31 protein-coding genes are annotated in these 26528 nt (G+C 57.8%); 28 read left to right on the top strand and 3 right to left on the bottom strand.

The window, feature by feature from the left end; all coding sequences use genetic code 11:
* The 14 genes from BM374_RS33755 to BM374_RS33690 all read left to right on the top strand — a co-directional run.
* On the top strand, positions 1-616 hold a 616-nt coding region (locus BM374_RS33755), incomplete at its 5' end, for a SufD family Fe-S cluster assembly protein (protein ID WP_177248719.1).
* 65 nt (positions 617-681) lie between these two features.
* Entirely contained in the window at positions 682-1434 is a 753-nt protein-coding gene (gene sufC, locus BM374_RS33750; protein WP_092302711.1) for a Fe-S cluster assembly ATPase SufC, read from the top strand.
* 19 nt (positions 1435-1453) lie between these two features.
* Positions 1454-2776, top strand: a complete 1323-nt coding sequence (gene sufD, locus BM374_RS33745; RefSeq protein ID WP_092302709.1) for a Fe-S cluster assembly protein SufD — start codon at positions 1454-1456, stop codon at positions 2774-2776.
* The gene (locus BM374_RS33740; RefSeq protein ID WP_092302707.1) at positions 2773-4020 is read left to right on the top strand and encodes a cysteine desulfurase; all 1248 of its coding nucleotides are present in this window, start codon (positions 2773-2775) and stop codon (positions 4018-4020) included. Before sufD ends, BM374_RS33740 begins: the two co-directional genes overlap by 4 nt.
* Before the next feature lie 459 nt (positions 4021-4479).
* Positions 4480-5982: a nitrogenase molybdenum-iron protein alpha chain gene (nifD, locus tag BM374_RS33735; protein WP_092302751.1), complete on the top strand. Its 1503-nt coding sequence runs from the start codon at positions 4480-4482 to the stop codon at positions 5980-5982.
* Positions 5983-6047: 65 nt separating this feature from the next.
* Positions 6048-7604 carry a nitrogenase molybdenum-iron protein subunit beta gene (gene nifK / locus BM374_RS33730; protein WP_092302705.1) on the top strand — a complete coding sequence of 519 codons (1557 nt, stop codon included), beginning with the start codon at positions 6048-6050 and terminating at the stop codon, positions 7602-7604.
* 96 nt (positions 7605-7700) lie between these two features.
* Positions 7701-9347 (top strand): nitrogenase iron-molybdenum cofactor biosynthesis protein NifE, encoded by a 1647-nt coding sequence (gene nifE / locus BM374_RS33725; protein WP_092302703.1) that lies wholly within the window; start codon positions 7701-7703, stop codon positions 9345-9347.
* 8 nt (positions 9348-9355) lie between these two features.
* A complete protein-coding gene (gene nifN, locus BM374_RS33720; RefSeq protein WP_092302701.1) occupies positions 9356-10765 on the top strand; it encodes a nitrogenase iron-molybdenum cofactor biosynthesis protein NifN in 1410 nt (469 codons plus the stop codon).
* On the top strand, positions 10762-11157 hold the full coding sequence (nifX, locus tag BM374_RS33715; protein ID WP_092302699.1) for a nitrogen fixation protein NifX: 396 nt from the start codon (positions 10762-10764) through the stop codon (positions 11155-11157). The genes nifN and nifX overlap by 4 nt, the downstream gene beginning before the upstream one ends.
* Before the next feature lie 6 nt (positions 11158-11163).
* Positions 11164-11640 (top strand): NifX-associated nitrogen fixation protein, encoded by a 477-nt coding sequence (locus BM374_RS33710; protein WP_092302697.1) that lies wholly within the window; start codon positions 11164-11166, stop codon positions 11638-11640.
* Positions 11637-11837, top strand: a complete 201-nt coding sequence (locus BM374_RS33705) for a CCE_0567 family metalloprotein (protein WP_092302695.1) — start codon at positions 11637-11639, stop codon at positions 11835-11837. The genes BM374_RS33710 and BM374_RS33705 overlap by 4 nt, the downstream gene beginning before the upstream one ends.
* An 11-nt stretch (positions 11838-11848) precedes the next feature.
* Positions 11849-12145, top strand: coding sequence for a ferredoxin III, nif-specific (gene fdxB / locus BM374_RS33700; protein WP_092302693.1), 297 nt, complete (start codon positions 11849-11851; stop codon positions 12143-12145).
* A 472-nt stretch (positions 12146-12617) separates the two neighbouring features.
* A complete protein-coding gene (locus BM374_RS40360; protein WP_502689482.1) occupies positions 12618-12941 on the top strand; it encodes a hypothetical protein in 324 nt (107 codons plus the stop codon).
* A 465-nt stretch (positions 12942-13406) separates the two neighbouring features.
* Positions 13407-13802 carry a Rieske (2Fe-2S) protein gene (locus tag BM374_RS33690; RefSeq protein WP_092302688.1) on the top strand — a complete coding sequence of 132 codons (396 nt, stop codon included), beginning with the start codon at positions 13407-13409 and terminating at the stop codon, positions 13800-13802.
* A gap of 9 nt (positions 13803-13811) precedes the next feature.
* Here the strand turns inward: BM374_RS33690 and BM374_RS33685 are convergent, their stop codons facing one another.
* Positions 13812-14402, bottom strand: a complete 591-nt coding sequence (locus BM374_RS33685; RefSeq protein WP_092302686.1) for a hypothetical protein — start codon at positions 14400-14402, stop codon at positions 13812-13814.
* Entirely contained in the window at positions 14402-14608 is a 207-nt protein-coding gene (locus BM374_RS38195; RefSeq protein ID WP_143270317.1) for a hypothetical protein, read from the bottom strand. Before BM374_RS38195 ends, BM374_RS33685 begins: the two co-directional genes overlap by 1 nt.
* 66 nt (positions 14609-14674) lie before the next feature.
* Between BM374_RS38195 and BM374_RS33680 the strand changes: the two genes are divergently transcribed.
* The 14 genes from BM374_RS33680 to BM374_RS33610 all read left to right on the top strand — a co-directional run bounded on the left by BM374_RS33680 (position 14675) and on the right by BM374_RS33610 (position 24171).
* Complete coding sequence (locus BM374_RS33680) at positions 14675-14995, top strand: HesB/IscA family protein (RefSeq protein WP_092302684.1); 321 nt, start codon at positions 14675-14677, stop codon at positions 14993-14995.
* Between the two features lie 40 nt (positions 14996-15035).
* A complete protein-coding gene (locus BM374_RS33675; protein WP_092302682.1) occupies positions 15036-15317 on the top strand; it encodes a NifU family protein in 282 nt (93 codons plus the stop codon).
* Positions 15314-16486 (top strand): cysteine desulfurase NifS, encoded by a 1173-nt coding sequence (gene nifS, locus BM374_RS33670; protein ID WP_092302680.1) that lies wholly within the window; start codon positions 15314-15316, stop codon positions 16484-16486. Before BM374_RS33675 ends, nifS begins: the two co-directional genes overlap by 4 nt.
* A gap of 5 nt (positions 16487-16491) precedes the next feature.
* Entirely contained in the window at positions 16492-16713 is a 222-nt protein-coding gene (gene nifT / locus BM374_RS33665; protein ID WP_092302678.1) for a putative nitrogen fixation protein NifT, read from the top strand.
* Between the two features lie 868 nt (positions 16714-17581).
* Entirely contained in the window at positions 17582-19129 is a 1548-nt protein-coding gene (gene nifB / locus BM374_RS33660) for a nitrogenase cofactor biosynthesis protein NifB (protein ID WP_177248718.1), read from the top strand.
* 10 nt (positions 19130-19139) lie between these two features.
* Positions 19140-19364 carry a 4Fe-4S binding protein gene (locus BM374_RS33655; RefSeq protein WP_092302676.1) on the top strand — a complete coding sequence of 75 codons (225 nt, stop codon included), beginning with the start codon at positions 19140-19142 and terminating at the stop codon, positions 19362-19364.
* Between the two features lie 296 nt (positions 19365-19660).
* Positions 19661-19975 carry a nitrogen fixation protein NifZ gene (locus tag BM374_RS33645; protein ID WP_092302747.1) on the top strand — a complete coding sequence of 105 codons (315 nt, stop codon included), beginning with the start codon at positions 19661-19663 and terminating at the stop codon, positions 19973-19975.
* A complete protein-coding gene (locus BM374_RS33640) occupies positions 19972-20211 on the top strand; it encodes a nitrogen fixation protein NifZ (protein ID WP_092302672.1) in 240 nt (79 codons plus the stop codon). Before BM374_RS33645 ends, BM374_RS33640 begins: the two co-directional genes overlap by 4 nt.
* A gap of 15 nt (positions 20212-20226) precedes the next feature.
* Entirely contained in the window at positions 20227-20586 is a 360-nt protein-coding gene (locus tag BM374_RS33635) for a DUF3024 domain-containing protein (RefSeq protein WP_092302745.1), read from the top strand.
* Positions 20587-20620: 34 nt separating this feature from the next.
* Positions 20621-20890, top strand: coding sequence for a DUF6129 family protein (locus tag BM374_RS33630; protein ID WP_092302670.1), 270 nt, complete (start codon positions 20621-20623; stop codon positions 20888-20890).
* On the top strand, positions 20878-21228 hold the full coding sequence (locus BM374_RS40355; protein WP_502689481.1) for a DegT/DnrJ/EryC1/StrS family aminotransferase: 351 nt from the start codon (positions 20878-20880) through the stop codon (positions 21226-21228). Before BM374_RS33630 ends, BM374_RS40355 begins: the two co-directional genes overlap by 13 nt.
* Positions 21197-21712 carry a DegT/DnrJ/EryC1/StrS family aminotransferase gene (locus BM374_RS33625; protein ID WP_502689480.1) on the top strand — a complete coding sequence of 172 codons (516 nt, stop codon included), beginning with the start codon at positions 21197-21199 and terminating at the stop codon, positions 21710-21712. Before BM374_RS40355 ends, BM374_RS33625 begins: the two co-directional genes overlap by 32 nt.
* Positions 21713-22199: 487 nt before the next feature.
* Complete coding sequence (locus BM374_RS33615) at positions 22200-22673, top strand: Rieske (2Fe-2S) protein (RefSeq protein WP_092302667.1); 474 nt, start codon at positions 22200-22202, stop codon at positions 22671-22673.
* A gap of 1150 nt (positions 22674-23823) precedes the next feature.
* Complete coding sequence (locus tag BM374_RS33610; protein WP_092302666.1) at positions 23824-24171, top strand: (2Fe-2S) ferredoxin domain-containing protein; 348 nt, start codon at positions 23824-23826, stop codon at positions 24169-24171.
* A gap of 445 nt (positions 24172-24616) precedes the next feature.
* On the opposite strand, the gene BM374_RS33605 is transcribed toward BM374_RS33610, so the two are convergent.
* The gene (locus BM374_RS33605) at positions 24617-25324 is read right to left on the bottom strand and encodes an OmpW/AlkL family protein (RefSeq protein ID WP_244552794.1); all 708 of its coding nucleotides are present in this window, start codon (positions 25322-25324) and stop codon (positions 24617-24619) included.
* Between the last annotated feature and the right edge of the window lie 1204 nt (positions 25325-26528).

The following is a 26528-nucleotide window of genomic DNA, read 5'->3' as shown; positions in this document are numbered from 1 at the left end:
GGAAGGCAAGGGCGGCATCTACAATTTCGTTACCAAGCGTGGCGACTGCCGCGGCAACAATTCCAAGATCTCCTGGACCCAGGTCGAAACGGGTTCGGCGATCACCTGGAAATACCCGAGCTGCATCCTGCGCGGCGACAATTCACGCGGCGAGTTCTACTCGATCGCGATCTCGAACGGCTTCCAGCAGGTCGATTCGGGCACCAAGATGATCCATCTCGGCAAGAACACGTCGAGCCGGATCATCTCCAAGGGCATCGCCGCCGGCAAGTCGCAGAACACCTATCGCGGCCTCGTCACCGCCCACCGCAAGGCGCTAGGGGCGCGCAACTTCACCGCCTGCGACTCGCTGCTGATCGGCGACAAATGCGGCGCGCACACCGTGCCGTACATCGAGGCCAAGAACTCCTCGGCGACGTTCGAGCACGAGGCGACCACCTCGAAGATCTCCGAGGACGTGCTGTTCTACTGCATCCAGCGCGGCCTCAGCCAGGAAGAAGCGGTCGGCCTCGTCGTCAACGGCTTCGTCAAGCAAGTTCTGCAAAAACTGCCGATGGAGTTCGCAGTGGAGGCGCAGAAGCTAATCTCGATCTCTCTCGACGGATCTGTCGGATAAACACCCCTCTGCGAGCCTCCTCGAATGCGGCTCGCCAGATAACGCATTTCAGGAATCAGATCATAATGGCGCTACTCGAAATCCGAGAGTTGCATGTTGGTGTCGAAAACCGCGAAATCATTCGCGGCCTGCATCTTAACGTCAATGCGGGTGAGGTGCACGCGATCATGGGGCCGAACGGCTCCGGCAAGTCGACGCTTTCGCACGTCATCGCCGGCAAGCCGGGCTATGAGATCACCGGCGGACAAGTCCTGTTCAGGGGCGAGAACCTCTTGAGGATGGAGCCAACTGAACGCGCCGCCAAGGGCGTGTTCCTGGCGTTCCAGTATCCGGTCGACATCCCCGGCGTGACCACGATGAACTTCTTGCGGGCGGCGGTGAACGCCCAGCGCAAGGCGCGCGAGCAACAGGAATTCTCCACCCCCGAGTTTCTGAAAAGAGTCCGCGAGGTGGCCGGTTCGCTCAACATTCCCCAGCACATGATCAAGCGCGGCCTCAATGTCGGCTTCTCCGGCGGCGAGAAGAAGCGCAACGAAATTTTGCAGATGGCATTGTTCGAGCCGAGTCTGTGCATCCTTGACGAGATCGATTCCGGCCTCGACATCGACGCGCTGCGTATCGTCTCAAGCGGCATCAACGCTTTGCGATCGCCGGAACGAGCGATGATCATGATCACCCACTATCGGCGGCTTCTCGACCATATCGTGCCGGACATTGTGCACGTGATGTCCAAGGGGCGGGTCGTGAAGAGCGGGGGCAAGGAACTCGCGCTGGAGCTCGAGGCTTGTGGCTACGCCCAATTTGAAGACGCGGCCTGAGGACTCTAGGGATTCCGCGATGAAACAGGTTTCGGCCAAAGCCGACACCGAACGCGCAACGGGCGACGTTTTCGCTGCGGCGCGTGGACGGCTGCCTGGTGCAGGCCCTATCCCCCAAATCCGGGCGAGGGCATTCGACGTTTACAAGCGTGCCGGCCTCCCACATGGAGGCATGGAGGATTGGAAATACACTGATCTGCGCGCCCTGATCGGCGAGGTGCTGCCACTCGCTCCGCAACCGGATGCGGAGGCGCTGGTGCGCGCAAAGGCGTCGGCCAAGCAAGTGGCTGCCGATCAGGCGATCAAACTGGTTTTGGTGGATGGCATATTCGCGCCGGAGTTATCCGATCTCGGCAGGCTGGAAAATGAAGTCGTTGTGCGGTCGCTGCGAGAGGTTCTGGAGAATTCGGTCAGTGGAGCCATGGCCGGTCTGATGCTGTCCACGACGAGCGATTCGGCGATCTCGCTCAATGCCGCAATGGCGACGGATGGTCTGGTGATTACGGTCGCCGAGGGCAATGCGGTGAAGCGACCAATTCAAATCGTTCACGTCGCAACCGGACTGTCGGTGTCCACCTATACACGCTCGTATCTACAGCTTGGTAACGGAGCGCATGCAGCCGTCGTGGAAAGTTTCGTTCCGGCTGAAGGCGCGAGCGGCTATCAAACGAACGATGCGACAATCGCCCTGGTTGGTGACGAGGCAAGCCTTTCGCATATCCGGGTGGCAGCCGCTGCCTCTGACGCCGTGAATATCTCGTCGGCCATTATCGCAGCCGGCACCAGGGCTAAGCTCGACCTCTTCAGCATGACCTGCAGCGGCTCCATCAGCCGCTATCAGGGATTCATCACGCTGGCCGGCGAAGGAACCAAGCTCTCGGCGAATGGGGTTAATCTCGTCAGGCACAAGCTCCACGCGGACACAACGATCGTGGTCGACCACGCCGTGCCACATTGCACCAGTCGGGAGAAGTTCCGCGCGGTCATCGACGATTGCGGCCGATCGGTGTTTCAGGGCCGAATTGTCGTTCGTCCCGGCGCTCGGAAGACCGACGCCGCCCTGACGACACGAGCGTTGCTCCTGTCCGACCAGGCCGAGGCCGACAGTAAGCCGGAACTTGAAATCTTGGCTGACGACGTGACCTGCGGCCACGGAGCGACATCGGGTGCACTGGATGACACCCTCTTGTTCTATCTGCGCGCTCGGGGGCTATCCGAAAAGGATGCGCAGACATTGCTGATCAAAGCGTTCATTGGTGAGCCAATTGAGGAGATCACGTCCGAGAATCTGCGCGATTTTGTGACAGCACAAGCTGAACACTGGCTGCAGGCGGGGCGATGAGCGCACATCCCGCCGTGAGCAATGGCAGTTACGAGGTCGACCGTCTACGTACGGACTTCCCTGCGCTCGCCATGACGGTGTACGGCAAGCCGCTTGTTTACCTCGACAACGCTGCATCCGCGCAAAAGCCCAACGCCGTGCTTGACCGTATGATGCAGGTGTACTCAAGCGAATACGCCAACGTTCATCGCGGCTTGCACTACCTCGCTAACGCGGCGACCGAGGCGTATGAACGCGCCCGTACCAAGGTGGCGCGGTTTGTGAACGCGCGTTTAAACGAAGAGATCATCTTCACTCGGAGCGCAACGGAGGCAATCAATCTGGTCGCCCAGACTTTTGGCCGCGAACGCATTACCCCGGGTGACGAAATCGTTCTCTCGATTATGGAACACCACTCCAATATTGTGCCATGGCACCTTCTCAGGGAACGACTCGGTGCAGTAATCAAATGGGCGCCGGTGGACGATGACGGAAACTTCTTGCTCGGTCATTTTGAGCAACTGCTGACCCCGCGCACCAAGATGGTTGCAATCGCACAGATGTCGAACGTGCTCGGCACGGTATTGCCCGTGAAAGACGTGGTGAGGATCGCGCATGCTCGTGGTATCCCGGTGCTGGTCGACGGCTCGCAAGGATGCGTCCATCTGAGCGCCGATGTCTGCGACATTGATTGCGATTTCTACGTCATGACGGGCCATAAACTCTATGGTCCGACCGGGATCGGTGTGCTTTACGGCAAGGCGGAGCATCTGGCATCGATGCCGCCTTTTAATGGGGGCGGAGAGATGATCCGCGAGGTCTCGCGTTCCGGCGTTATTTATGGCGAGCCGCCACACCGGTTCGAAGCCGGCACCCCGCCGATCGTCGAAGCGATCGGTTTAGGGGCGGCTATCGATTACGTCAATTCAATAGGCAAGGTGCAGATCCGCCGCTACGAGAGAGTACTGCTCGCTTACGCGCAGGAGAGGCTGGCGGAGATCAATTTCGTGCGCATGATCGGGACCCCGGCCGACAAAGGGCCGATCATTTCCTTTGATATGAAGGGTGCGCATGCGCATGATATTGCTACCGTCATCGACCGCGCCGGTGTAGCGGTGCGGGCGGGGACCCATTGTGCGATGCCGCTGCTCAAGCGCTTTGGCGTGCTGGCAACGTGCCGTGCGTCCCTCGGACTTTACAATACACGTCAAGAGATTGATGTGCTAGTGCGTGCGCTTATCAAGGCGCGGCAGCTGTTCTCGTGATTCAGCGAGCCTACGATGTCCAGGTGGCAAAGCAGCTTGCGTTGAGGTCTGGAGGATGAGGTCATGCACCTCATCGCATCGCTGCAGGTAAGCACCTCGCAGCGAGAACAGATAGCATTGGCAGGCGTGTATCGGCCAGCCACCCTTGCGGCCGCTCTTCCTGTGTGGCGCCTTCGGCGAGCGCGATCGCAGAGTACTGCGATCGCGGATACGCTCGAGAATTGGGCGGGCAATTTCGCGCATAGCCAGCCCTTGTTTCATTTCGAACAGGGCCAAACCAAGAGTTCTCTGCCCAAAGCGTAATGTCGGGTTCGCAACAACACGCCCTGTGACCGCAGGAGGCGCGCTAAGCGTTTTTGATTGCTATGTTTTTTGGTGCTCACGAGGGCTGGCATGCTGGTTGCAAAAGTCTTGCTCAAGAAGCCGCCCTCGCAACAGGTAACTTTCGAAGGACATCAGATGAGTCTCGCCACGACCCAGAGCATCGCAGAAATCAGGGCTCGCAACAAAGAGCTGATCGAGGAGGTGCTGAAGGTCTATCCGGAGAAAACCGCGAAACGGCGTGCCAAGCACCTCAACGTTCACCAAGCCGGCAAGTCAGATTGCGGGGTGAAGTCCAATATCAAATCCATACCTGGCGTGATGACGATCAGAGGCTGCGCCTATGCAGGGTCAAAGGGGGTGGTCTGGGGACCAATCAAGGACATGGTCCATATCAGCCATGGCCCGGTCGGCTGCGGTCAGTATTCGTGGGGCTCGCGACGCAATTATTACGTTGGCACGACGGGCATCGATAGCTTCGTGACCCTGCAGTTCACCTCCGACTTCCAGGAAAAGGATATCGTATTCGGTGGCGACAAGAAGCTGGTCAAAATTCTTGACGAAATCCAAGAGCTGTTTCCGCTCAACAACGGCATCACGATCCAATCGGAATGTCCGATCGGATTGATCGGTGACGACATCGAGGCCGTGTCGAGAGCGAAGTCGAAGGAATATGGCGGCAAGACCATCGTGCCGGTCCGCTGTGAGGGCTTTCGCGGCGTGTCGCAGTCACTAGGCCATCACATTGCCAACGACGCGGTACGCGACTGGATTTTCGACCAGCTCGAGCCCGATGCCAAACCAAAGTTTGAGCCGACGCCGTACGATGTTGCGATCATCGGAGACTACAATATCGGCGGCGACGCGTGGTCATCACGAATTCTGCTGGAGGAGATGGGTCTGCGGGTGATCGCGCAGTGGTCCGGCGACGGTTCACTGGCTGAGCTCGAGGCAACGCCGAAGGCAAAGCTCAACATTCTGCATTGCTATCGTTCCATGAACTACATCTCACGCCACATGGAAGAGAAGTTCGGTATCCCCTGGTGCGAGTACAACTTCTTCGGACCTTCAAAGATTGCAGAGTCGCTGCGTAAGATTGCGGGCTATTTCGACGACAAAATCAAGGAAGGCGCCGAGCGGGTGATTGAAAAGTACCAGCCGCTGGTGAACGCTGTGATCGCAAAATATCGCCCGCGCCTGGAGGGCAAGACCGTGATGCTGTACGTCGGCGGCCTCCGTCCGCGTCATGTGATTGGCGCATATGAGGACCTCGGGATGGAGGTCATTGGCACAGGATACGAGTTCGGTCACAACGACGACTATCAGCGCACAGCTCAGCACTACGTAAAGGACAGCACGCTCATCTACGATGACGTCAATGGCTATGAGTTCGAGCGCTTTGTCGAAAAGCTCCAGCCGGACCTCGTCGGTTCGGGCATCAAAGAAAAATACGTTTTTCAAAAGATGGGTGTTCCGTTTCGGCAGATGCACTCTTGGGACTATTCGGGCCCATATCACGGCTACGACGGCTTTGCGATCTTTGCGCGCGACATGGACATGGCGATCAACTCGCCGGTTTGGAAGAAAACGAAGGCCCCCTGGAAGGAAGCTTCGAGCGCCAAACTTCTGGCTGCAGAATAAACCAACTCATCTCGCTCTGTGCGCAAGCCGGGGCGACACCAATCTCGTAGTGAAGGATTTCAACAATGGCGCAGAGTGCCGAACACGTGCTCGATCATCTCGAGCTGTTCCGCGGTCCAGAATACCAGCAGATGCTGGCCAAGAAGAAGATGTTCGAGAATCCTCGCGATCCCGCCGAGGTCGAGCGCATCAAAGAATGGACGAAAACGACCGAATATCGCGAAAAGAACTTTGCGCGGGAGGCGCTGGCGGTAAATCCGGCCAAGGCATGCCAGCCGCTTGGCGCCGTATTCGCCTCTGTTGGCTTTGAGGGCACGCTGCCCTTCGTCCACGGCTCGCAAGGTTGCGTGGCTTATTACCGCAGCCATCTATCGCGGCACTTCAAGGAGCCTTCTTCCTGCGTCTCTTCGTCGATGACGGAGGACGCTGCCGTATTCGGCGGCCTGAACAACATGATCGACGGGCTCGCCAACAGCTATAACATGTACAAACCCAAGATGATTGCGGTCTCTACGACCTGCATGGCCGAGGTGATCGGCGATGACCTCAACGCCTTCATCAAGACGTCGAAAGAAAAAGGCTCAGTTCCAGCGGACTTCGACGTGCCATTCGCCCATACGCCGGCGTTCGTCGGCAGCCACGTCACCGGTTATGACAATGCGCTCAAGGGCATTCTGGAGCACTTTTGGGACGGCAAGGCCGGAACAGCGCCGAAGCTGGAGCGCAAGCAAAACGAGGCGATCAATATCATTGGTGGGTTCGATGGCTATACCGTCGGAAACCTTCGCGAGATCAAGCGCATCTTGGCGCTGATGGGCATCCAGCACACGATCCTTTCGGATAATTCTGAAGTCTTCGATACTCCGACCGACGGCGAATTCCGGATGTATGATGGCGGCACGACGCTGGAAGATGCGGCCAACGCGATTCACGCCAAGGCGACAATCTCCATGCAGCAGTGGTGCACCGAAAAAACGCTGCCATTCGTGGCTGAGCACGGCCAGGATGTCGAATCCTTCAACTACCCGGTGGGCCTATCCGCAACGGATGACTTTATCGTGGCGCTGTCACGCATCAGCGGCAAGGAGATTCCCGAGCAACTTGCGCGAGAACGTGGCCGCCTGGTCGACGCTATCGCTGACTCCAGCGCGCATATCCATGGCAAGAAGTTCGCTATCTATGGCGATCCGGATCTTTGCTACGGATTGGCCGCGTTTCTGCTCGAACTCGGTGCCGAGCCGACCCATGTGCTGTCCACCAACGGCAACAAGGCCTGGCACGAAAAAATGCAGGTGCTGCTTGCAAGCTCGCCATTTGGGCGGGGCTGCCAAGCCTATCCGGGCCGCGACCTCTGGCACATGCGTTCACTCCTGTTCACCGAGCCAGTCGATTTTCTGATTGGCAACACCTATGGCAAGTATCTGGAGCGCGATACTGGAACGCCACTGATCCGCATCGGCTTTCCGATTTTTGATCGGCATCACCATCACCGCTCCCCTCTATGGGGATATCAGGGAGGGCTGAATGCTCTGGTGAAGATCTTGGACAAGATCTTCGATGAGATCGACAAGAAGACGAACGTTCTTGGCAAAACCGACTACAGCTTCGACATCATTCGCTGACGAGCGACCGTGCCGTGCCATCGGCCAAGCACTCGACGATGGCACAAGCACATGACGGTCGACCATGCAACTAGTTTGCGCTGAGAGGAAAAAGGGATGAGTTCACTAGCGGCCACGGTCCGGAGTATTTTCGACGAGCCGGGCTGCGCCAAGAACGGTAGCAAATCGGAGGCTGAACGCAAGAACGGATGCACCAAGCAACTGCAGCCGGGTAGCGCTGCCGGCGGCTGTGCTTTCGATGGCGCCAAGATTGCGCTGCAGCCGTTCACCGATGTCGCTCACTTGGTGCATGGTCCAATCGCGTGCGAAGGTAATTCCTGGGACAATCGCGGCGCGGCGTCGTCCGGCTCGAATCTTTGGCGCACCGCATTCACAACCGATTTGAGCGAAACCGATATTGTATTCGGAGGGGAAAAGCGGCTCTGCAAAGCGATTAAGGAGATCATCGATAAATGCGACCCGCCCGCCATCTTCGTCTATCAAACCTGCATTCCGGCGATGATCGGTGACGACATCAACGCAGTCTGTAAGGCAGCATCTCGAAGGTTCGCAAAGCCGGTGATCCCAATCAATTCCCCGGGCTTCGTCGGCTCGAAGAACCTCGGTAACAAGCTCGCCGGCGAGGCGTTGCTCGACTATGTGATCGGGACGCGAGAGCCTGACTACACCACCCCGTACGATATCAACCTGATCGGAGAATACAATATTTCGGGAGAGCTCTGGCAAGTAAAGCCATTGCTAGATGAGCTTGGAGTACGGATTCTCTCCTGCATCTCCGGCGATGGCAAATATCGGGAAGTCGCTTCATCTCATCGCGCGCGGGCGGCGATGTTGGTCTGCTCAAAGTCCATGATTAACGTCGCACGCAAGATGGAGCAACGCTACGGCATACCGTTCTTCGAGGGGGCGTTCTACGGTATTCAAGATTCGAGCAAATCGCTGCGTCAGCTTGCCCGCTTATTGGTTGAACGCGGCGCGCCGACGGATCTGCTTGGACGCACTGAAGCGGTGATCGCGCGCGAGGAAGCGCGAGCCTGGGCTGCGATAGAGCCGTACAAGCCTCGGTTCGAAGGCAAGAAGGCCTTGTTGATTACCGGCGGCGTCAAGTCATGGTCTGTCGTTGCGGCACTCCAGCAAGCCGGGCTCGAGTTAGTGGGAACCAGCGTCAAGAAATCAACCAGGAAAGACAAGGAGCGCATCAAGGAGCTCATGGGGCAGGATGCCCACATGATTGAGGATATGACGCCGCGCGAAATGTACAAGATGTTGAAGGACGCAAAAGCGGACATCATGCTATCGGGCGGCAAGTCGCAGTTCGTCGCGCTCAAAGCGGCGATGCCCTGGCTCGACATCAATCAGGAGCGTTGCCAAGCCTATATGGGCTATGTCGGAATGGTCAAGCTGGTGGAGGAGATCGACAAATCGCTCTCCAGTCCCATGTGGGAGCAGCTACGTCGACCCGCACCATGGGAGGCATTGGCCAAGGCGAGCGAGCAGATGCAATCGCCGGTGGCCACGATCGCCTGCGATCTGGCGTTCGCCGAAACCGCGCGCCGCGCGAGGAAGATCTGCATGTGTAACACGGTCGATCTGGGCACGATTGAGGATGCAATCTACGCTCACGGCCTGAGGAGCGTCGCAGAGGTCAGGGAGCATACCAATGCTGTCGGTGGCTGCTGCCAAAGACGCATCGAAGGGATCTTGGCGCGCGAGCCATCTCCCGTGCGACAGGCCGCAGAATAGGGGGCGTCATGGCCATGGTCACGGCGCCGACGAAAGCTTGCGCTGTCAACCCGCTGAAGATGAGTCAGCCGATCGGCGGCGCGTTCGCCTTCATGGGGTTGCGTGGGGCGATGCCGCTTCTGCATGGCTCCCAGGGATGCACGTCCTTCGGGCTCACGCTCTTTGTCCGGCATTTCAAAGAGGCAGTACCACTGCAGACCACCGCGATGAGCGAGGTCGCGACCGTACTCGGCGGTTATGAGAATCTCGAGCAGGCGATACTGAACATCTACAGCCGTGCCAAGCCAAAGATCATCGGAATCTGCTCGACCGGGGTCACCGAGACCAATGGCGATGATGTGGATGCCTACCTGAAGCTAATCCGGAGCAAGCATCCGCACCTCGCACAGTTGCCATTGGTGTATGGCTCGACCCCTGATTTCAAGGGCGCGTTCCAGGACGGCTGGGAGAAGGCTGTGGCGCGCATTGTGGAGGTGCTGGTGGAAGGGCCCAGCGCCAATGGGCTGCGGGATCCATCGAAAGTGAATGTTCTGCCGGGATGTCACCTCACGCCCGGCGATCTTGATGAACTCCGCGTCATAGTGGAGGATTTCGGCTTGTGCCCGTCGTTCCTGCCTGACCTGGCGGGATCGCTCGATGGGCATATCCCGGATGAGTTTACGCCAACGACCATCGGCGGCATAAGCGTCGGCGAAATTGCGAGCATGGGCCGCGCCGGATGGACGATTGCGATCGGGGCGCAGATGCAGCGTGCGGCAGAGGTCATGCAGGTCAAAACCGGCGTGCCTTTTCGTGTCTTCGAGCGGCTGTGCGGTCTATGTCCGAACGACGAATTCATGACGTTTTTAAGCGAGATCAGCGGCCGCCCCATACCCTTGAAATATCGGCGCCAGCGCAGTCAACTCGCCGATGCAATGCTGGACGCGCACTTCCACATTGGCGGTCGCAAAATTGCTATCGGCGCTGAGCCAGACCTTCTGTTCGATCTGTCCGGCATGCTGCATGACATGGGCGCGCAGGTGACCGCGGCCGTGACGACCACTCAGTCCGAGGTGCTCCAGCGGATCAAGACCAAGGAGGTACTCATTGGCGATCTCGAGGATCTGGAAAGGCTTGCCAAGACAAACCATTGCGACCTGCTGATCACGCATTCGCATGGCAGGCAAGCGGCGTCTCGCCTGAAATTGCCGTTCTATCGTACGGGTTTTCCGGTGTTCGATCGACTTGGTGCGGGACACCAACTGTCCGTGGGCTATCGTGGTACCCGCAATCTGATCTTCGAGATCGCCAACCTCGTGATCGCGCACCGCGAGGAGAACCATCAGCCTACCCCCGATACATGGCGGACTACGACCGGAGCGCCACGGTGGTCGGGCTATCGCAGCTCCACCAGCGCGGCTGAGAGGTCGATTGCATGAAGGTCGCGTTTGCTACTCAGGACCTGAGACGAGTCGATGCCCATTTTGGTTGGGCAAAGAATATCGCAATCTACGACGTCGCGCCTGGCGGGCACGTGTTTCTCAAAGCGATCGAGTTTGAGGGCGACCTTAAGGAAGATGGCAGCGATGATAAGTTGGCGCCGAAGATCGAGGCGATCAAGGATTGCGCGATTCTTTACGTCGCCGCCATTGGCGGTGCCGGGGCTGCGCGAGTGGTGGCCAACAAGATCCATCCTATCAAGGTGAACCAGCCAGAGAGCATTCTGGTTTTGCTCGAAAAACTTGAGCGCGTACTGAAGGGCACGCCACCTCCCTGGCTCCGCAAGGCTATGGCAAAGGATCAACGGCGAACGTTCGAGTTCGACGAATGAGGTGATATGATCGCAAAAATAAAGCAGCAAGGCTGTGCGCTCGACACGCCATTCCTAAAGGAGTTGATCAGGATTTGGCGCCTTCAAGATACCAATGGAGCCTTGAGGGCGAAGAGCGATCTAGATCTGCTCGAACTCTATATTTTGGACGGACAGAAGGGGCGCGCATTGGCGCTTATCGGTGATCCTGATCCCGATATGCTGCGGGGACTTGAGCTGTTCTTCCATGCGGTCGCGCTCTCGATCGAGAAGGCGACCGGCGTGCTGATCCAGCCGATTCTGAATCTGCGATATGAAGGCGTGGGCCGCGTGGTGCTGATCTCAGGGCGGCTGATCGTCGTAAACAAGCAGCTGCGGGATGGGGATCGCTTCGGCTTCGCTAATTTGGGAAAGCTCGCGGAGGCGGGCGACAAATATGTCAGCGACGGAATCAACCTGATTCGGAAATTTCCGGACGTGGCGAACCATTGGGGATACTCATGAAAGATCGTGAAGCACTGAAAGCCGAACTAAGGAAAGTGTCCGCCAAAGCGATACAGGCCAAGATGGATCTGCACGACCTTTCGGAAGAATTGCCCATCAACTGGACCTCGATCATGGTGGTGGCACAGAAGGCGTATGATGCTTATGCCGAACTTGAGCGCAAGAGCCTCCACTTGAAGGCGCTGGAAGATACTTGAAGGGGCAATGCATGTCGTTTCAAACACGAGACGGACGCGACTGGACGCCACAATACCTGACCTCGATCGATGCCAAGAAGTGCATTGGCTGTGGCCGCTGTTTCAAAGTGTGCGGCCGAGATGTCATGGCGCTGAAAGGAATCAGCGAGGATGGCGAATTTGTCAACTTCGATGACGACGACGATGAGATCGAAAAGAAGATTATGGTTCTGAATGATCAAGGTGCCTGCATTGGCTGCGGTGCATGCGCCAGGGTTTGCCCGGCCAACTGCCAGACTCACACTTCAGCCGTACCGGAAGCGGCGTGAGCGAATACACTGGTCCTGTCGCGGCCGGCGGGATATGGGTGAGGAAAAGGTGGCCTTTTGATCAGGTGAGCTCAAGGTGAGGACGGCACGTCAGAACGGTGTCGATTAGAAATCGAATAGCTAAAACCCCAAGTATTGCCATAAGAGCAGGAGGCCCGATTCGGGTTGAAGAAGACGGTTTTCGACAACGGTTTGGGCGCGGATGTGTCACCCTAAGATCTACCACCGATGTGATATCGTTGCGTCGTAGGTGTTGGCGTAACTTCCAGCAACGTTGCCCCGCGCGCTCAGCCTTGTCCGACACAAATTCTGAGTACACTTCTGGGTTCACCGATCCAAATAAGCCAGCGAAATTTTACAGCTATCCAGTTGGGTGACAAAATTGTCGGACTTTTAGGCGATGTGCATGATGTCATGACCCAAGTATCTCCTTACTTCTTCCAAGAAGCTTGTCGAGAATGCTGGCGATATCTTGCTAGAATATCAGCTACGACAGGATGGCGACTATCCGCTGATCTTGTCGCGGCCGGCCTCAGTAGGCATGGAGCCCCGCCTAGCGGAGATGGGCTTCGTTAACGTGGGCGAGAACGACTGGGCGCTTGATCCTAACCAACATCCGGAGGTGTGGACGAAGAATGAGAACAACGAGTGGCAGCGTGTGGACAAGCCTACGAAGTATCTTGCGAAAGCTTCGGGCAGCGACGGCGGCCATCAGAGAAGCTACGATTCAGATTCATCGGACGACTTTGCTTCAGTTTACCTGGAGCGCGTTCTGAGGAGAATGCAGCCGGGGTGAATTACCTGGAATAGCGGCGCCGGCCCTGAATTGACGGACATTCGACCGTTCTACGTTGGGCGCAGCGGTCTTAAGGGCCGCACGCTGGCGGCGCCCTTGTCGCCCTGAGATCACCGTCCAACGTTTCTGCGAAGACACTTACGCTGCGGTGAGATACGCGACGATGAGATGAGGCCGTAACCGGCCACGGCCGTGGCCATCAACGAGCAGCAACGATCAGGCTGCATATGTAGCTATCGGAAAATGGGGCAGAATGCCTGAACCCGAAGGCTGCAGCTGTGCAGGCTTCATGGAAAGGGCAGAAAAGCCTCAATTGTCGAACGAATTTGGCTGAACATGCCTGGATAAGTAGGTGAGCTGCAATGGGCTAGCGCCGTGGATTACGACAGACGCGATCCGATCCGGCATTTGTACGGTCCTTGCACAACGGCAATGAAAAACGGTCCTGCGATAAACGAGGGATGAATGCAGCCACATGCAATCTATGCGATTTGCGGCTTTAACGAGATTCCGAGCCGCCGGGCCATGGGATTCCACCTTATGGTCGTCGATGATCACGGCAATCGCCGGCCGTGGTCCATCATCGTGGTGCGCTGGGGCAAAAAGGTGCTTGGCTACGCCAATAAATGCCCGCACAACGGTGTCAATTTGGACTGGGAGCGGAACGAATTCCTCGATCCATATGGTATCCGGCTGATGTGCGGCAAGCATGGTTCGACCTTCGAGCTCGGCACCGGGCGGTGCGTCGAAGGTCCATGTCAGGGTAGAGCGCTCACACCGATTGCGTTGGCGGTTCTGGATGATGATATCTGCGTCGTTGGCGTACGTCTTGTCGAAGACGATGCATCGCTCAACACCTGAAGACCGCGCTCAGACCGGCCGGTTCTCGTTGCGGTTTTTCACTGGCTCCATCTTCGTTAGCCCGTCGTCGTACGAGATCTCCTCATAGGACAGGTTGAGACCCTTTGCGGCATCGAGGAGGTAATCAAGCTTGCCGCCCGGATCGAGCTTCTTGATCTCGTCCTTGTTGAGCCCGACCAGGTCCATCATCTCCTTCCAGACCGTAGATTCATCGCACGGCAGGACGTGGAAGCTAATGTCACCGAACTTCACTCGGTACTTCGCCAGTAAATCAACGTTGTTGCAGAACATGAAGTATCTGCCGGTTGGGCTTAAGGCGCCGTCGAGGACGGTCGCGACGTCAGCAAGATAGGCAAAGGAATGCAGGTAGCCGGCCAGCACCGGAATAGTGCGTTCACCGTCCTGCGCGATCGCCAACACCTGCTCAATCGAATAGTCCGGCGGTCGTTTCTCGTCCGCGACCTGAGCCTGGAATTTTAGTGCCACGTCGCCTCGAAAGCCGAACCGGCCTGGCTTGGTAGTCCCGCCTTTGAGTACGGCATTGAGCAGACGGCCCTCCTTCTCAAGTCTGCCGAGTGCGGTGTTCTCGATTGCAGTCATTAAATTCTTCCTCGATCTAAGCTCTTCACCGGCGCCTTGGCCGGTGCCAGATGCAATGCAAATTGCTTGCCGTCGCATGAGTAGGGGCTTTCGCCGTAGCTTAGAAAGAGAAACGCGTCAGTGGCTGCTATCGCCCCAAGAAGCCTTGTCGGGAACCCGACACCGGTTTCGACGCCAACAGGCACGATCGAAAAAGCGAGCATCATCAAGCGTCTGCGCGCTGGCACGTGACTTGCCCTTAGCAGCTGGGTCTAAGCTGATGAGGGAAAGCCGTGATCAACCTGACGGATAGCGCAGTGAACGCAATCAAGAGCGCGATTTCATCGTCGTCGCACCCCACCGGCGGTCTGCGCGTCATGATCGAAGCAGGCGGCTGCAATGGATTCAAATACAAGATGGGTTTTGTCGAAGAACCGAAGCCTGACGACGCGGTGATCGAATGCGACGGGCTGAAGGTGTTCGTCGATAACAACAGCCGTGAGCATCTGATCGGTACGACCATCGATTTCGTGATGGCATTGGAGAGCTCTGGCTTTACGTTTCACAACCCGAACGCCACCGCGAACTGCTCATGCGGAAAGTCGTTTAGCTGATGAAAACAAATCGTTCAGCTGATGAGGAGGACATCCAAGCATGCCGGCCAAACCGAAACAACTGATGCAATCGTCGCCCACTGCGACAGACAGAGAGCGTCGCATTCGCGGCGCTCTCGAAGAAATCCGACCCAATCTGCAACCCGATGGTGGCGACTGTCACCTGATCGGGATCGATGGCAGTAGGATCATGGCCATGCGGTCCGCTGCTTGCACATTGTGTAAGCTTTCGAGCGTGACGCTGAAAGGCATTCGGGCGCGGCTTGTCAATAAACTGGTTCGCGTGATCCCCGTTGCGGCTGCAGGCGAGGCAGTCGATTGAGCGAAACTCGAGTGCCGATTTACCTCGATAACAATGCAACGACCCGGACCGATCCATCCGTCGTGCAAGCCATGTTGCCGTTCTTCACTGAGCAATTCGGCAATGCCTCGTCCACGCATGCCTTTGGCAGCGAAGTCGCAGCCGCTGTGAGGCAGGCCCGGCGTAGCTTGCGTATCCTGCTAGGGAACGCATACGATCAAGAAATCGTTTTCACCTCGGGAGGGACCGAGGCCAATAATGCCGCGATCCTCTCTGCGCTTGCGACGCAGGAAGATCGCGACGAGATCGTAACCACCTCGGTAGAGCACTCCGCCGTTCTTGCGCGAACGGAGCAATTGGCGGCAAGAGGAGTCAAGACGCACATCGTACCCGTGGATTCCCGCGGCCGGCTCGACATCGAGGCGTTTCGCTGCGCACTCGGGCCGCGTACAGCGATTGCCTCCGTTATGTGGGCCAACAACGAGACCGGAACGATCTTTCCTGTGGAGTTTCTAGCCGAGTTGACTCGGGAGGCGGGCGCGCTGTTCCACACTGATGCGGTCCAGGCCATTGGTAAGGTCTGCGTGAACCTGAAGGACAGTGCGATCGACATGCTGTCGCTATCCGGGCACAAACTGCACGGTCCCAAGGGGATTGGCGCGCTATATTTGCGCAAAGGGACAAAATTCCGGCCGCTGATCTGCGGCGGATCACAGGAACGAGGGCGCCGAGGCGGGACTGAGAATATTCCCGGCATTGTCGGCCTGGGAAAAGCCGCCGAGCTTGCAGCGGAGCGGCTTGAACCTGAGCGCGATCGCATTGGCGCTTTGCGCGACCGTCTTGAGCAGGGAATCCTGAAGGATGGCGAGTGCGTTGTGCTCGGCGACACCGGCAATCGGTTGGCGAACACGGCCAATATTGCCTTCGATCATCTCGAAGGCGAAGCCATCGCTCACCATCTCGATCGGGCGGGCATCGCTGTGTCGCTCGGATCAGCCTGCAACTCCGGCTCCATGCAGCCATCGCATGTTCTGCGTGCCATGCAGGTGCCGCAGTGGCGGACGCATGGCGCCGTGCGCTTTTCTCTGTCGCGTGAAACCTCCTTTGCGGAGGTCGATGAGGTGGTGTGCGCAGTGTCAGACATCGTGGCTCGCATGCGCGCCATGTCCCGCGTCGCAGTCAGGGAGTAGATCTCGTGAAAATCATGATCCGCCGGTCTCCGGAGGGCCTGTCGATCTATGTGCCAAAAAAGGATCTCGAAGAGCCAATCGTAGAATCCGAGTACGAGACGCTATGGGGCGGCTGGATCAAAGTGGCGAATGGCTGGGTGCTCGATTTGCCTGAGATGGCGAGCGACACCCCGTTACCGATCACAATTAACGCTAAAAAACGGGGCGAGAACGGGGACGCTACGTGAAGGCGCCTTCGCAGCCGGAGTTTGTCGAAAGGGCCGATGCAAAGGCGACGCTCGTGGACGCCGCTGCCGGCCTGAGGACGTTGAGCATTGTTTCCAATCTCGGTCCTGGCCACGCCGAACTGTGCAGATCCAATGGGCCGACCGCACCAGAGGCGTTTCGCCAGGCAGGTTTGCGCTGGCGCGGCGGGCTGGAGCCAATGCGTACGCGTCGGCAGTAAACGTCAAGTCGCCGTGACGGCATTGTCAGTCGAGCCGACGCGGTTGCGCCCTGGCGCTCCTGTCGCTGCCGGTCATAGTAGACGCTTGGTATGATGCCGCCATGCACGCCGCGCTGGGTAAGCGCGATGCGTGGGGCGAAGTACAGGGGTATCACCCCCCTCGGCATTGGCGAGAATCGCTGGCGTCGCTTTTGCGATTCGGTTGGCCAAGAGTCCCAGTGCTGTGGCTGGCAGCTGGGCGACGGCGCTGCACAGTCTGACACCGCTTGCGATTGGGCTCCTTTGCGCGCTCGACACGCTGCTCACCAGTAGTTTCTTTGGGAAGCCCGGATTCCAGCTCGTATCGGCATATTGTGAGAGCCGCAACGCGAGAGAACCCGTTCAGATGGAGTTCTGGCGAGCTTAACGCGAGAATGAATGCGCAGGCCATGAAGCTCTGCGTGAGAATAATGACGTATCTGTCGCATCGCCAACAAGCGCATCATTGCTGATCTTCCATGCGCCAGCGACGATCGTTTCCGCTAACTCGTTGGCGCTCGGCTGCAATTTCATCGTCTCCGCCATGGCATGCAAGTTGCTACCTCAGCTCCTTAAGGCTCGCTCACGGATAGTCCTGGGTGGCCGAATGATGCTTGCAGGGAAAAGCGAAAATGAACGCGGTCGTCGAACGCGGAAAATATGTGAAAGCTGCAGTGGATAGCGGCAGGATGATGCAGTCCGCCGGCTGCCGCGCTTCGGCCAAGACCGGGCAGGCGAGCTGCGGCTCCCAGGCAGGTCAACGCGATCTGCCGTCCGAAATCTGGGAAAAGGTCAAGAACCATCCCTGCTACAGTGAAGGAGCGCATCATCATTACGCCCGGATGCATGTCGCGGTCGCGCCTGCCTGCAACATCCAGTGCAATTACTGCAACCGAAAATACGACTGCGCCAATGAATCGCGTCCGGGCGTGGTGAGCGAGAAGCTCACTCCTGAGCAGGCGGTAAGAAAAGTGCTCGCGGTCGCGACCACCATTCCGCAGATGACCGTGCTTGGCATCGCTGGTCCCGGCGATCCCCTCGCCAATCCAGCAAAGACGTTCAAGACGTTCGAGCTGGTCGCCAAGGCCGCCCCCGACATCAAACTGTGCCTGTCAACCAATGGACTGGCTCTGCCAGATCATGTTGATACCATCGCCAGGTCCAAAATTGACCACGTCACCATCACGATCAACATGGTCGATCCCGAAATCGGCGCCAAGATCTATCCGTGGATCTTCTTCAACCACAAGCGATACACCGGCGTCGACGCGGCAAAGATACTGACCGATCGCCAGCTGCAGGGCCTCGAGATGCTTAGCGAACGGGGTATCCTATGCAAGGTCAACTCGGTGATGATCCCAAACATCAACGACGACCACCTCGTCGAGGTCAACAAGGCGGTCAAGTCGCGCGGTGCCTTCCTTCACAATATCATGCCGCTGATCTCCGCGCCTGAGCACGGCACAGTATTTGGCCTCAACGGTCAGCGCGGACCGACGGCGCAGGAGTTGAAGGTGCTGCATGATGCCTGCGAAGGAGAGATAAAAATGATGCGGCATTGCCGCCAGTGCCGCGCCGATGCGGTCGGTCTACTCGGGGAGGATCGCAGTGCAGAGTTCACCACCGATCAGGTGATGAGAATGGACGTCCAATATGACATGGAGATGCGCAAGGCATATCAGGGCAGGATAGAGGATGAGCGTGCCGCTAAAGTCGCGGCCGCCCAAAAGGAACTTGCGGAATGTGCCGGAGAGATGAGCGCGATCACTCTTCTAGTGGCCGTCGCAACCAAGGGCGCAGGGTTGATCAACCAGCACTTTGGGCATGCAAAGGAATTCCAGATTTACGAACTTTCTGCATCCGGCGCCAAATTCGTCGGCCACCGCCGCGTGGACGTTTACTGCCAAGGCAGTTATGGCGAGGAGGACAGGCTGACCGCCATCGTGCGTGGCATCCATGACTGCCACGCGGTCTTCGTATCTAAGATCGGTGGCTGCCCGAAAAGCAATCTGATCAAGGCGGGGATCGAGCCGGTCGATCAATACGCCCATGAGTTCATTGAGAAGTCGGCGATCGCCTGGTTCAAAATCTATCTGGATAAGGTGAAACGCGGGGAGATCCAGCACGTGCGGCGAGGAGACGCCGCGCTCCCGCAACGATCTCTGATCTCTGCAGCGTAAGGGGGAATATGTGCCATTCAAGATCATCGCCTCTCAGTGTACGGGCTGCTCAGCCTGCGAACCCTTATGCCCGAACGTTGCTATCTCGGAAAAAGGCGGGAGCTTTGTCATTGAAGCGGCGAAATGCACTGAATGTGTTGGCCATTTCGACGAGCCGCAATGTGTCGCCGCCTGTCCGGTCGACAACACCTGCGTGGTCGACACATCCTTTCCTCGATACCAGGCGCCAGCCTAAAGCGTGAGCCCCATGAACGGAATGCGAAACGCTGGTGCTGAAAACGCCGCAAGCTTCATGCTGGGCGCTGGCGTCGGCGCAGACACCGACGTTCGGTCCTCTGTCGCGGACGACGACCGCGCTGGATTGCCGTGCGATCGTGCTGTTGCTGGTCGGCAGCACGGTCCTGGCGGGGATTTCATTCCGCGCGGTCCAAAGGTGCTTCGCGATGCCGCGCGAGGATGGAGTAATCCAGGATGTCGCCTGGGCGAGGCAGCCCCCGCATCCCTGAGGGAGCCATGCATGAGGCGCGGCACATGAACAGCATCGTTCGCGACAGCGACGTCGTCGAGCTCAGCGGGCCGCCTGTTTTCGCCTTTGGACAAAAGGTGCGAGCCAATCGCACCATCCGCAATGATGGCACCTATCGCGGCAAGGAGATTGGCGACGTTTTAGTCAAGAAGGGAGAGGTGGGTTACGTCGTCGTGATCGGCACATTCCTGCAGCAATTCTACATCTACGGCGTCGAGTTTCTAGAAAGCGGTTACCGCGTTGGCATGAAGCGCAAGGAACTAGAGTCGGTGGACGCCTGCGAGGAGATCGACGATCTACCATTGCCGGAGGAGTCATGACGCAGCTCGGCTTTCCGAAATATCGGCGGGGACAGCGGGTCAAGACCGCAGTCGACCTCATCAACGACGACTCGTTTCCAGATAGGGAGCCCGAGGGAGTCTTGCTCGCCGCCGGATCAATCGGTGAGATCATCAACGTCGCAATCCATACCGAAGCGAACGTGCCGATCTACATTGTCGATTTTGGTGAGCAGCTGCTCATCGGCTGTCTCGAAGAAGAAATCGCAGTGCTTTGAATGGAGGCTTTCGCCATGAATGCTGCGCTGATGAGAAATGCAAAGGCCCGGCTGGTGCCTCACCCCAACGAGCTCGATCGCAAACGGATCGAGCGCGGCTTGAGCTCGCGCAAACGCTATCTCTACGTCTCACCCTACGTTACGCCGGTGAGAGGCGGCTACCTCGTCGAGAGCCCCTGTTGCTCGCGCAACATCGGCAAGAATGGCGCGCTCATCGATGTCGCGCTGATTCTTTATGATGCCGTGAGCGGGATCTGGAAGCTGTTTCGCAAGAATCATGCGCGAGGAATCTGGGAATTTTACAGCCTTTATCACCGGTTGACTTCCGCAATCGATGACTTGAACGCGGATCCGGAGCGTCTGTTCTGGCAATGACGAACCGCCTTTGACGAGTCATAGAGGAGCCACGATGGCGCTTACCACGGAGGAATTGATCGAAATCGAGCGGCTGCTTGCAGCCGATGGCGGCGAGACGGGTCCGTTTGTCGAGCTGCGGCGCCGCTTTCCGCAGCTTGCTTGGGTGCGCTGTGATGCCTCGGATGTGGCGGATCCGCCGTTTCGGCAGTTTCCGCGTTTCGACCTTCATCTGGTCGATGGATCGGATCACTGCGTGCAGATTACAGCCGATCCGACGCGGGCGACCGGCATTGTGTTGGCCAAAAAGGAATGTGGGCGGTGAGCACTGAGCTAGCAGAGTATAGGTTTGATAGCGCGCACACTGTGGAGGAGAATACATCATTCATTCCACCGTCCGATCCCGATATCACTTCCGCCGAGCTCTCTGCCATGGAAACGCTGCTGTGTTCGCAGCAATTCTCCAGCGGGCGGATCGTTGGGGCGTTTGAGCACGCTTTCGCCGCCTATCTTGGCCGCAAATATGCGTTGCGGTCTCGAGTGGTACCATCGGGCCCCTCCTTGCAGTTGAGGGCGCTCGGCACTGGCTCGAGGGCACGCGGTTATCGCCTCGCTCTACTCCTTTCGTGCCTTGCGCCTAGCGCAGCTCAAGCGTCTCGATGAAATCCTAAAGCGGCGTCCTCAACTCGAACAGCTTTATAATACGCGTATGCAATCCTTTGAGGGCATCAAGCCGCCTTATGTTGGCCCCGATGTGACCGAGGTGAACTGGCTGGTTTATCTCGTTTATCTGGGGACCCGCTTCACACGATCAGGGCGCGACGCCATCATCGATGATCTGCGCGGCGCACGGATTGAATCCACCGCCTATAGCCAACCGCTGCACTTGCAACGCCACTACTTTGACGTCGCCTATCGGCGTGGCGATCTCCTGGTTGCGGAAAAAAACAGCAGACCGTGCTCTGGCGCTTCCGTTTTCACACCCATCTCACGAACAAGCAGATCCAGTGTACCGTCGAGACCATGGAAGATGCGTCGATCAACGTGGGAGCGGGTGCAGCGAGTCGCTGAGATGCTCGTCATCCACGACACGGAACAACGAGGAGTGAATTGCGATGAGCGTGGTGTTTCTCCTCGCCAGAGATGAGCAAACGGACCGAGGATACGTCGCTGTAGCGGTGTTGTCGGACACATCCTGATTCACATGGCGGGAGCGTGCCGAATGCCGCTGCAGGCATGCACTCGTCTTAGGACCGCAAGCGAAATGGTCCAATGAACGCGAAGAACACCTGCTCGATAGTAGAGATGGCGCCGCGTCGGCTTGAGGCTCGTGCGCCAAGGTGCCCGAAACCAAGCGCATCACGGATTCTGGGTGTCCGCTCAAGATCTTTAGAGTTAGCAAAACAGAGGATCGCTATGAACTCGCAAGAAGTCATCATCCACGTCCGCTTCGCTCCCAATGGGAGGGTGATCCAAATCAGCGAGCGTCCGGCGAAGCTCACGCCGAACCAGTGGTTTGATGTCCTCAACGCCCATGCCGGCTCGGCTTTTCGGCCGCTCGCTCGTGGCCGTGGGATTTTTCAGCTGAGCCGGACTGCGATTGAAGCCTTCAAGCAGGAAACTGCGAGGCCGGGATGAGCGAACCAATCATCGGCAACCTGATGAGCGATCACATCGACGTTTTTGTCGTCTGTCCGGCTGATGCCATCCAGCGGAGTGGGGCCATGGGCTTTAGCCTGTCACGGATCGATGATGGGGGCGAGAGCCGGCCGTTTCCAATTATTGTGGTGCGCACCTTCGGCGACGACTATTTTGGCTATATCAATCGTTGTCCGCATGAGAGCGTCTGGCTAAACATCGGCTCCGGTGCGTTTTTTTCGGCGGATTGCTCTTTTCTCAGATGCGGCCGGCACGGTGCAAGATTTGAGATCGACACTGGGATGTGCATCGACGGCCCCTGCGATGGACAATGCCTTGAGCCGGTCGCGCTCGCCGTGATCGAAGGTGACGTCTGCCTGTGCGGCGTCAAGCTGCTGGAGGACGATCGGTTTACCAACCCCTTCGAGGAGAGCGACGAAACCATGGATATCACGATCCATCCGGACTAATTGGCCTGGAGCTTTGTTGTGTTTAAGCTGCCTGAGGCGCTTTGCTGTCGGATGAGGCCATCGTACTCGTGAGCGTTGGCAGATGCGGGTCACGGCTTTCGACTTGTGCGACAAAATGGGCACCTCGTCGGACTGCGAGCTTGCACTCCGCGACCTCCCCAGCACCAACAAGCTGCTCTTGCGCTGGCTCGTCAAATCGAGCCGGCTGGCGGGACATGCTTCCTACCGCCGGCGATATGTTTGAGCGGGAAATGCCCCCGGCGGCTGGAAGTTCGCCGAGGGCATCGTCCGGGCTTGGAGAATGGCAGGGCCCAGACTGACAGGATCGTTTGGGGAGGGGGAATGACGATCCTGTGTCAGAACGCCGGCCGGTGCAGCCGGCGTTACTGCCTGAGCAACTGCCATGCCAAACCCCGGTTCGCGCGACGCTCTGAGCAATGGCGCCACCAACGTCAGTTAGGGCCGTTAAGAGCAAATGCATTCATGGGCACGTGCGCGTTGTTCCGCAACTGCTGCTGCAAGCGCGTCTTGACGCGTGTCCTGCGAAGCGTGGTCCCAATCTGGGGACCGCTGTGTTGCCGTTTGAGGTTGCAGCCGAAGGGGGATTGCGACCGGCTTGGTCTGCAGCGTCAAAGGTGGCTCGGCGATCATCCCTGCCTCGTTGGGATCTGGCGACAGGCGCTACCTGTTGAGCAAACGATAGATGGGCAGCGGCGGAACGCGGCGTCCAGCCTCAGGGCGCGAAAAGAATGCTGTGGGCTCGCGTTGAAGCGGGAAGTCAAACGCTATGCGAGGTTTGTCGTGTCCGAAACAAAAGCGAACGGCATTGTCGCAACCTTCGCATTAATTGTGGATGGCACAAAGCACGGGATCGTTGCAGAAACGAACGTTACGCATCTGGTGCACAATTTGCTTTGGAGAAGTTGAATGGTGACAGTGATGCGTGAGCAGAAAGATCGCGATGAGGGCAGAAGAGGTTGGTCTTTAGCGAGGACAATCACGATGGCGCCCACTCATTTCGCCTGCTTTCGCAGGCGCGAGCTGGAATGTTAGCATCGATTGGTCGATGCGGCGTCAAGAATGTGGGGGCGATGGGCTCGCACCTGGGACCTTTTCAGATGAAGTCCTTTGATTCAGGATTGGCAAGCGCATGAACTCAGAAACCGAATTCGAGCTTCCTCAACTTTATAGGCATCATGTCTTTGCCTGCAACACGCAGCGTCCGCCAACTCATCCGCACGGCAGCTGTGGCGCCTCCGGCGCGCAAGCCCTATGGGATCGGATGGCCAATGCGATTGAAGCGCAAGGCCTCAGCGATATTGGCTTCACGATGGCAGGCTGCCTTGGCTTTTGTAACTCTGGCCCCTTGATGGTCGTCTATCCCGATGGAGTGTGGTACCGCGCGACCACGCCTGAGGATGTTGACGAAATCGTAAACTCCCACCTCAAGCAGGGCAAACGTGTCGACCGCCTTGTGATCGTGCTAAAGCGAAGATAGAGGCTTCGATCAGCGGCCACCTTGCCGGGGACAAGTATCGACGGCTTGTCAGGCGATGAGCTGGCCGCTCGGAACTCAGGTCGTCTGAGGGTTGAGCGTAGCCATCACGCTTCCGAGGTGAGAACAGCAAAGTCTTTGAAGTTGCCGCCGCGTGCCGCCGTTCTTCTCCGCCCCAACCGGCAAATGGCGCCTTTGCAACGCGCGACCAGTAAGAATATGAACATATGCTGGGCCGATCTGTTCGGTACGGTCACTCCATACCGCACGATCCGTAGCTCACAGCGTGAGCCGTCCTGCGAATGGCTTCCCGCGTCTCGCGAGATAACGCGTCCCTGACGCGTCATCTCGCTCTGCTTGCACTGCGGTAAGGTAAGCGGACGCGCTCGATGAGCTCGTCGCGTCCGGGTTGATCAAACGGACGCCCCTATCCGATCCTGTTCTAGCGTTAGAACTTGTAAGCGACGCCGCCGCTGACGAGCCATGGGTCGATGTTGGCGCGCCCGGTGACGGCAATCGCATTGTTTACGGTCGCGGAGTACTCTGGCCGCAGCCATAGCTTCTTCACGTCAAAGTTGAGGCCCCAGTGACGATTAAGCATGTAATCGAAGCCGAATTGGACCGCCGCGCCGAATTGGTTGCTGATGCGCAAATCTGTCACGGCAAGACCGGCGAGCGACGTATTGGCTGCCGATTGGTTGAAGAATGCGGTGTAGTTGATGCCCGCGCCGATATAGGGCTTGAGCGCGCCGAAATCGGTGAAGTGATATTGCAGAGTCAGTGTTGGCGGCAACAGCCAGGCTTTGCCGATATCGAGGCCAGTGAGCGAGCCATTGCCGCTGATGTGGTGGCTGGTCACGCCGAGAATGAGTTCGGCGGCAACGTTTTTTGTGAAGAAATAGGTGATGTCGAGCTCAGGTATGGCTTGATCGCTGATTGATAGCCCAGAAGTTGGTGAGGACAGCGAGGGCGCGCCGGGGACGCTGACCGAGCTGCCCGCGGTATCTGGCAAAACGCCAAGCACGCGCAGGCGGATCATCCATGGGTTACAAGGTTCAATCGGAGGCGCTTTATAGTAGATCGGCGCCCGACCCAGATCCGCAGCCTGTACCGGGATGCTGGCCAACGAGGTCGCTGGCGCGAGCAGCGATGCCATCGTCAGAACTGTCCTTCTTCTCATCGAATTCTCCATTCCAAAGTCCGCGCGAAGAGCCGCGCGAGATCTCTGTCACACATGGCGGGTGGCGAAGGATTTGACGCCGATCAAAATTGGAGCGGCCATAGCGCAATTACTTCTAAGTTGCTTAAGGATCACGGCCGCGAAGCGTGATGGTCTGTTCTTATCGTTATTCAATTCAAGAGAGTCAGATCTCTTCAAGAAGCCACGTCTCCCATCGCTGCTCTGATCCAACCCACGCCGTTCATGTGCATAAAGACGCACAACTGCGCCTCTCCCACACTGCAAAGGTGAGAAGAGCGGCATTCGAACGTAGTATACGCGACACCCGTGTTACGGAGCAGCCACTCGCGCAGGCCGTCTCAGCGAAGGCCCCGTCGCCTATTGCCCGTGAAGGAAGCCGGAAGGTGGAACGTCATCTTTGCCTCGTTTCATGGGCTGGGGGTACGCTCTGCTGTTGTCTGACGTCTGCGGACAATGCGTGCGGTTTGCTTCGTGCAAGCATCCGTCGATGTCATCTTGCGACGTGCGGCCAAGGGACAGCATGGGTTCATGATGGAGTCCAGCACATCGTGCTCCGTCTACATCGATCAGCGCTCGTCGTATCAGGAGCGGATCGCCCACCATCAAGGCGAGTGCGCTCGCTGGCTCGATAGTATCGGGATTGACTTTGCCTGACTTGATACGGGGCGCAGCCCGGCTGAACCAGGAGTCAACGGGCATGTTGCCGAAGAAGCCGCGCAAATCCTCCGCATTTCATAGCTGCTTCAAGATGTCTCGAGCGATCGCGTCTGGCCAGCGGATTTCAGCGCTTGAATCTGACGCGGGTTAGTGGCGCAACCGGTTTTCTGATAAAAGATGATTGTCGCCAGGAGATAGCTATGTAGGCGAGCTGAGCTGAACGATCGGCATGAAGCTTCTGCGTTCGGCGTCATCCGAGCTGATTGGCGATCATCTCCAATGTCAGCAAGCGCCGTACCGGTATGCAACACTTGCCGCCGATGCGCCAGCTTTCCAACCCGGCCGGCATATTCAGCGTCCTCAAATCGGAGCAAGTTCCATTCCACGCCTGAAGGCATCGGAACAGGTCGCGACAAATCGGCTTTTCGCGTTGATGGTTGTGGTCGTTGTTAGTTTTCTAACAGCCGCGCAGAACCTGTTAGAGCCAAAACAGCCAAGGCCT

It is taken from the genome of Bradyrhizobium sp. Ghvi, from assembly GCF_900115265.1.
GTDB lineage: Bacteria > Pseudomonadota > Alphaproteobacteria > Rhizobiales > Xanthobacteraceae > Bradyrhizobium.
This window is presented reverse-complemented; position numbering and strand designations above follow the sequence as displayed.

Bases quoted from the DNA above. Each gene is read 5' to 3' on its own strand.
- BM374_RS38195 (WP_143270317.1), bottom strand. From the start codon at position 14,608: ATGATGCTCGCTTTTTCGATCGTGCCTGTTGGCGTCGAAACCGGTGTC.
- fdxB (WP_092302693.1), top strand. From the start codon at position 11,849: ATGTCGTTTCAAACACGAGACGGACGCGACTGGACGCCACAATACCTG.
- BM374_RS33605 (WP_244552794.1), bottom strand. From the start codon at position 25,324: ATGGCATCGCTGCTCGCGCCAGCGACCTCGTTGGCCAGCATCCCGGTA.
- nifK (WP_092302705.1), top strand. From the start codon at position 6,048: ATGGCGCAGAGTGCCGAACACGTGCTCGATCATCTCGAGCTGTTCCGC.
- BM374_RS33615 (WP_092302667.1), top strand. From the start codon at position 22,200: ATGAGCGAACCAATCATCGGCAACCTGATGAGCGATCACATCGACGTT.
- BM374_RS33645 (WP_092302747.1), top strand. From the start codon at position 19,661: ATGAACAGCATCGTTCGCGACAGCGACGTCGTCGAGCTCAGCGGGCCG.
- nifB (WP_177248718.1), top strand. From the start codon at position 17,582: ATGAACGCGGTCGTCGAACGCGGAAAATATGTGAAAGCTGCAGTGGAT.
- nifN (WP_092302701.1), top strand. From the start codon at position 9,356: ATGGCCATGGTCACGGCGCCGACGAAAGCTTGCGCTGTCAACCCGCTG.
- BM374_RS33740 (WP_092302707.1), top strand. From the start codon at position 2,773: ATGAGCGCACATCCCGCCGTGAGCAATGGCAGTTACGAGGTCGACCGT.
- nifE (WP_092302703.1), top strand. From the start codon at position 7,701: ATGAGTTCACTAGCGGCCACGGTCCGGAGTATTTTCGACGAGCCGGGC.
- BM374_RS33705 (WP_092302695.1), top strand. From the start codon at position 11,637: ATGAAAGATCGTGAAGCACTGAAAGCCGAACTAAGGAAAGTGTCCGCC.
- BM374_RS33675 (WP_092302682.1), top strand. From the start codon at position 15,036: ATGCCGGCCAAACCGAAACAACTGATGCAATCGTCGCCCACTGCGACA.
- nifX (WP_092302699.1), top strand. From the start codon at position 10,762: ATGAAGGTCGCGTTTGCTACTCAGGACCTGAGACGAGTCGATGCCCAT.
- BM374_RS33640 (WP_092302672.1), top strand. From the start codon at position 19,972: ATGACGCAGCTCGGCTTTCCGAAATATCGGCGGGGACAGCGGGTCAAG.
- sufD (WP_092302709.1), top strand. From the start codon at position 1,454: ATGAAACAGGTTTCGGCCAAAGCCGACACCGAACGCGCAACGGGCGAC.
- BM374_RS33690 (WP_092302688.1), top strand. From the start codon at position 13,407: ATGCAGCCACATGCAATCTATGCGATTTGCGGCTTTAACGAGATTCCG.
- nifD (WP_092302751.1), top strand. From the start codon at position 4,480: ATGAGTCTCGCCACGACCCAGAGCATCGCAGAAATCAGGGCTCGCAAC.
- BM374_RS33685 (WP_092302686.1), bottom strand. From the start codon at position 14,402: ATGACTGCAATCGAGAACACCGCACTCGGCAGACTTGAGAAGGAGGGC.
- BM374_RS33635 (WP_092302745.1), top strand. From the start codon at position 20,227: ATGAATGCTGCGCTGATGAGAAATGCAAAGGCCCGGCTGGTGCCTCAC.
- sufC (WP_092302711.1), top strand. From the start codon at position 682: ATGGCGCTACTCGAAATCCGAGAGTTGCATGTTGGTGTCGAAAACCGC.
- BM374_RS33710 (WP_092302697.1), top strand. From the start codon at position 11,164: ATGATCGCAAAAATAAAGCAGCAAGGCTGTGCGCTCGACACGCCATTC.
- BM374_RS33630 (WP_092302670.1), top strand. From the start codon at position 20,621: ATGGCGCTTACCACGGAGGAATTGATCGAAATCGAGCGGCTGCTTGCA.
- BM374_RS33610 (WP_092302666.1), top strand. From the start codon at position 23,824: ATGAACTCAGAAACCGAATTCGAGCTTCCTCAACTTTATAGGCATCAT.
- BM374_RS40355 (WP_502689481.1), top strand. From the start codon at position 20,878: ATGTGGGCGGTGAGCACTGAGCTAGCAGAGTATAGGTTTGATAGCGCG.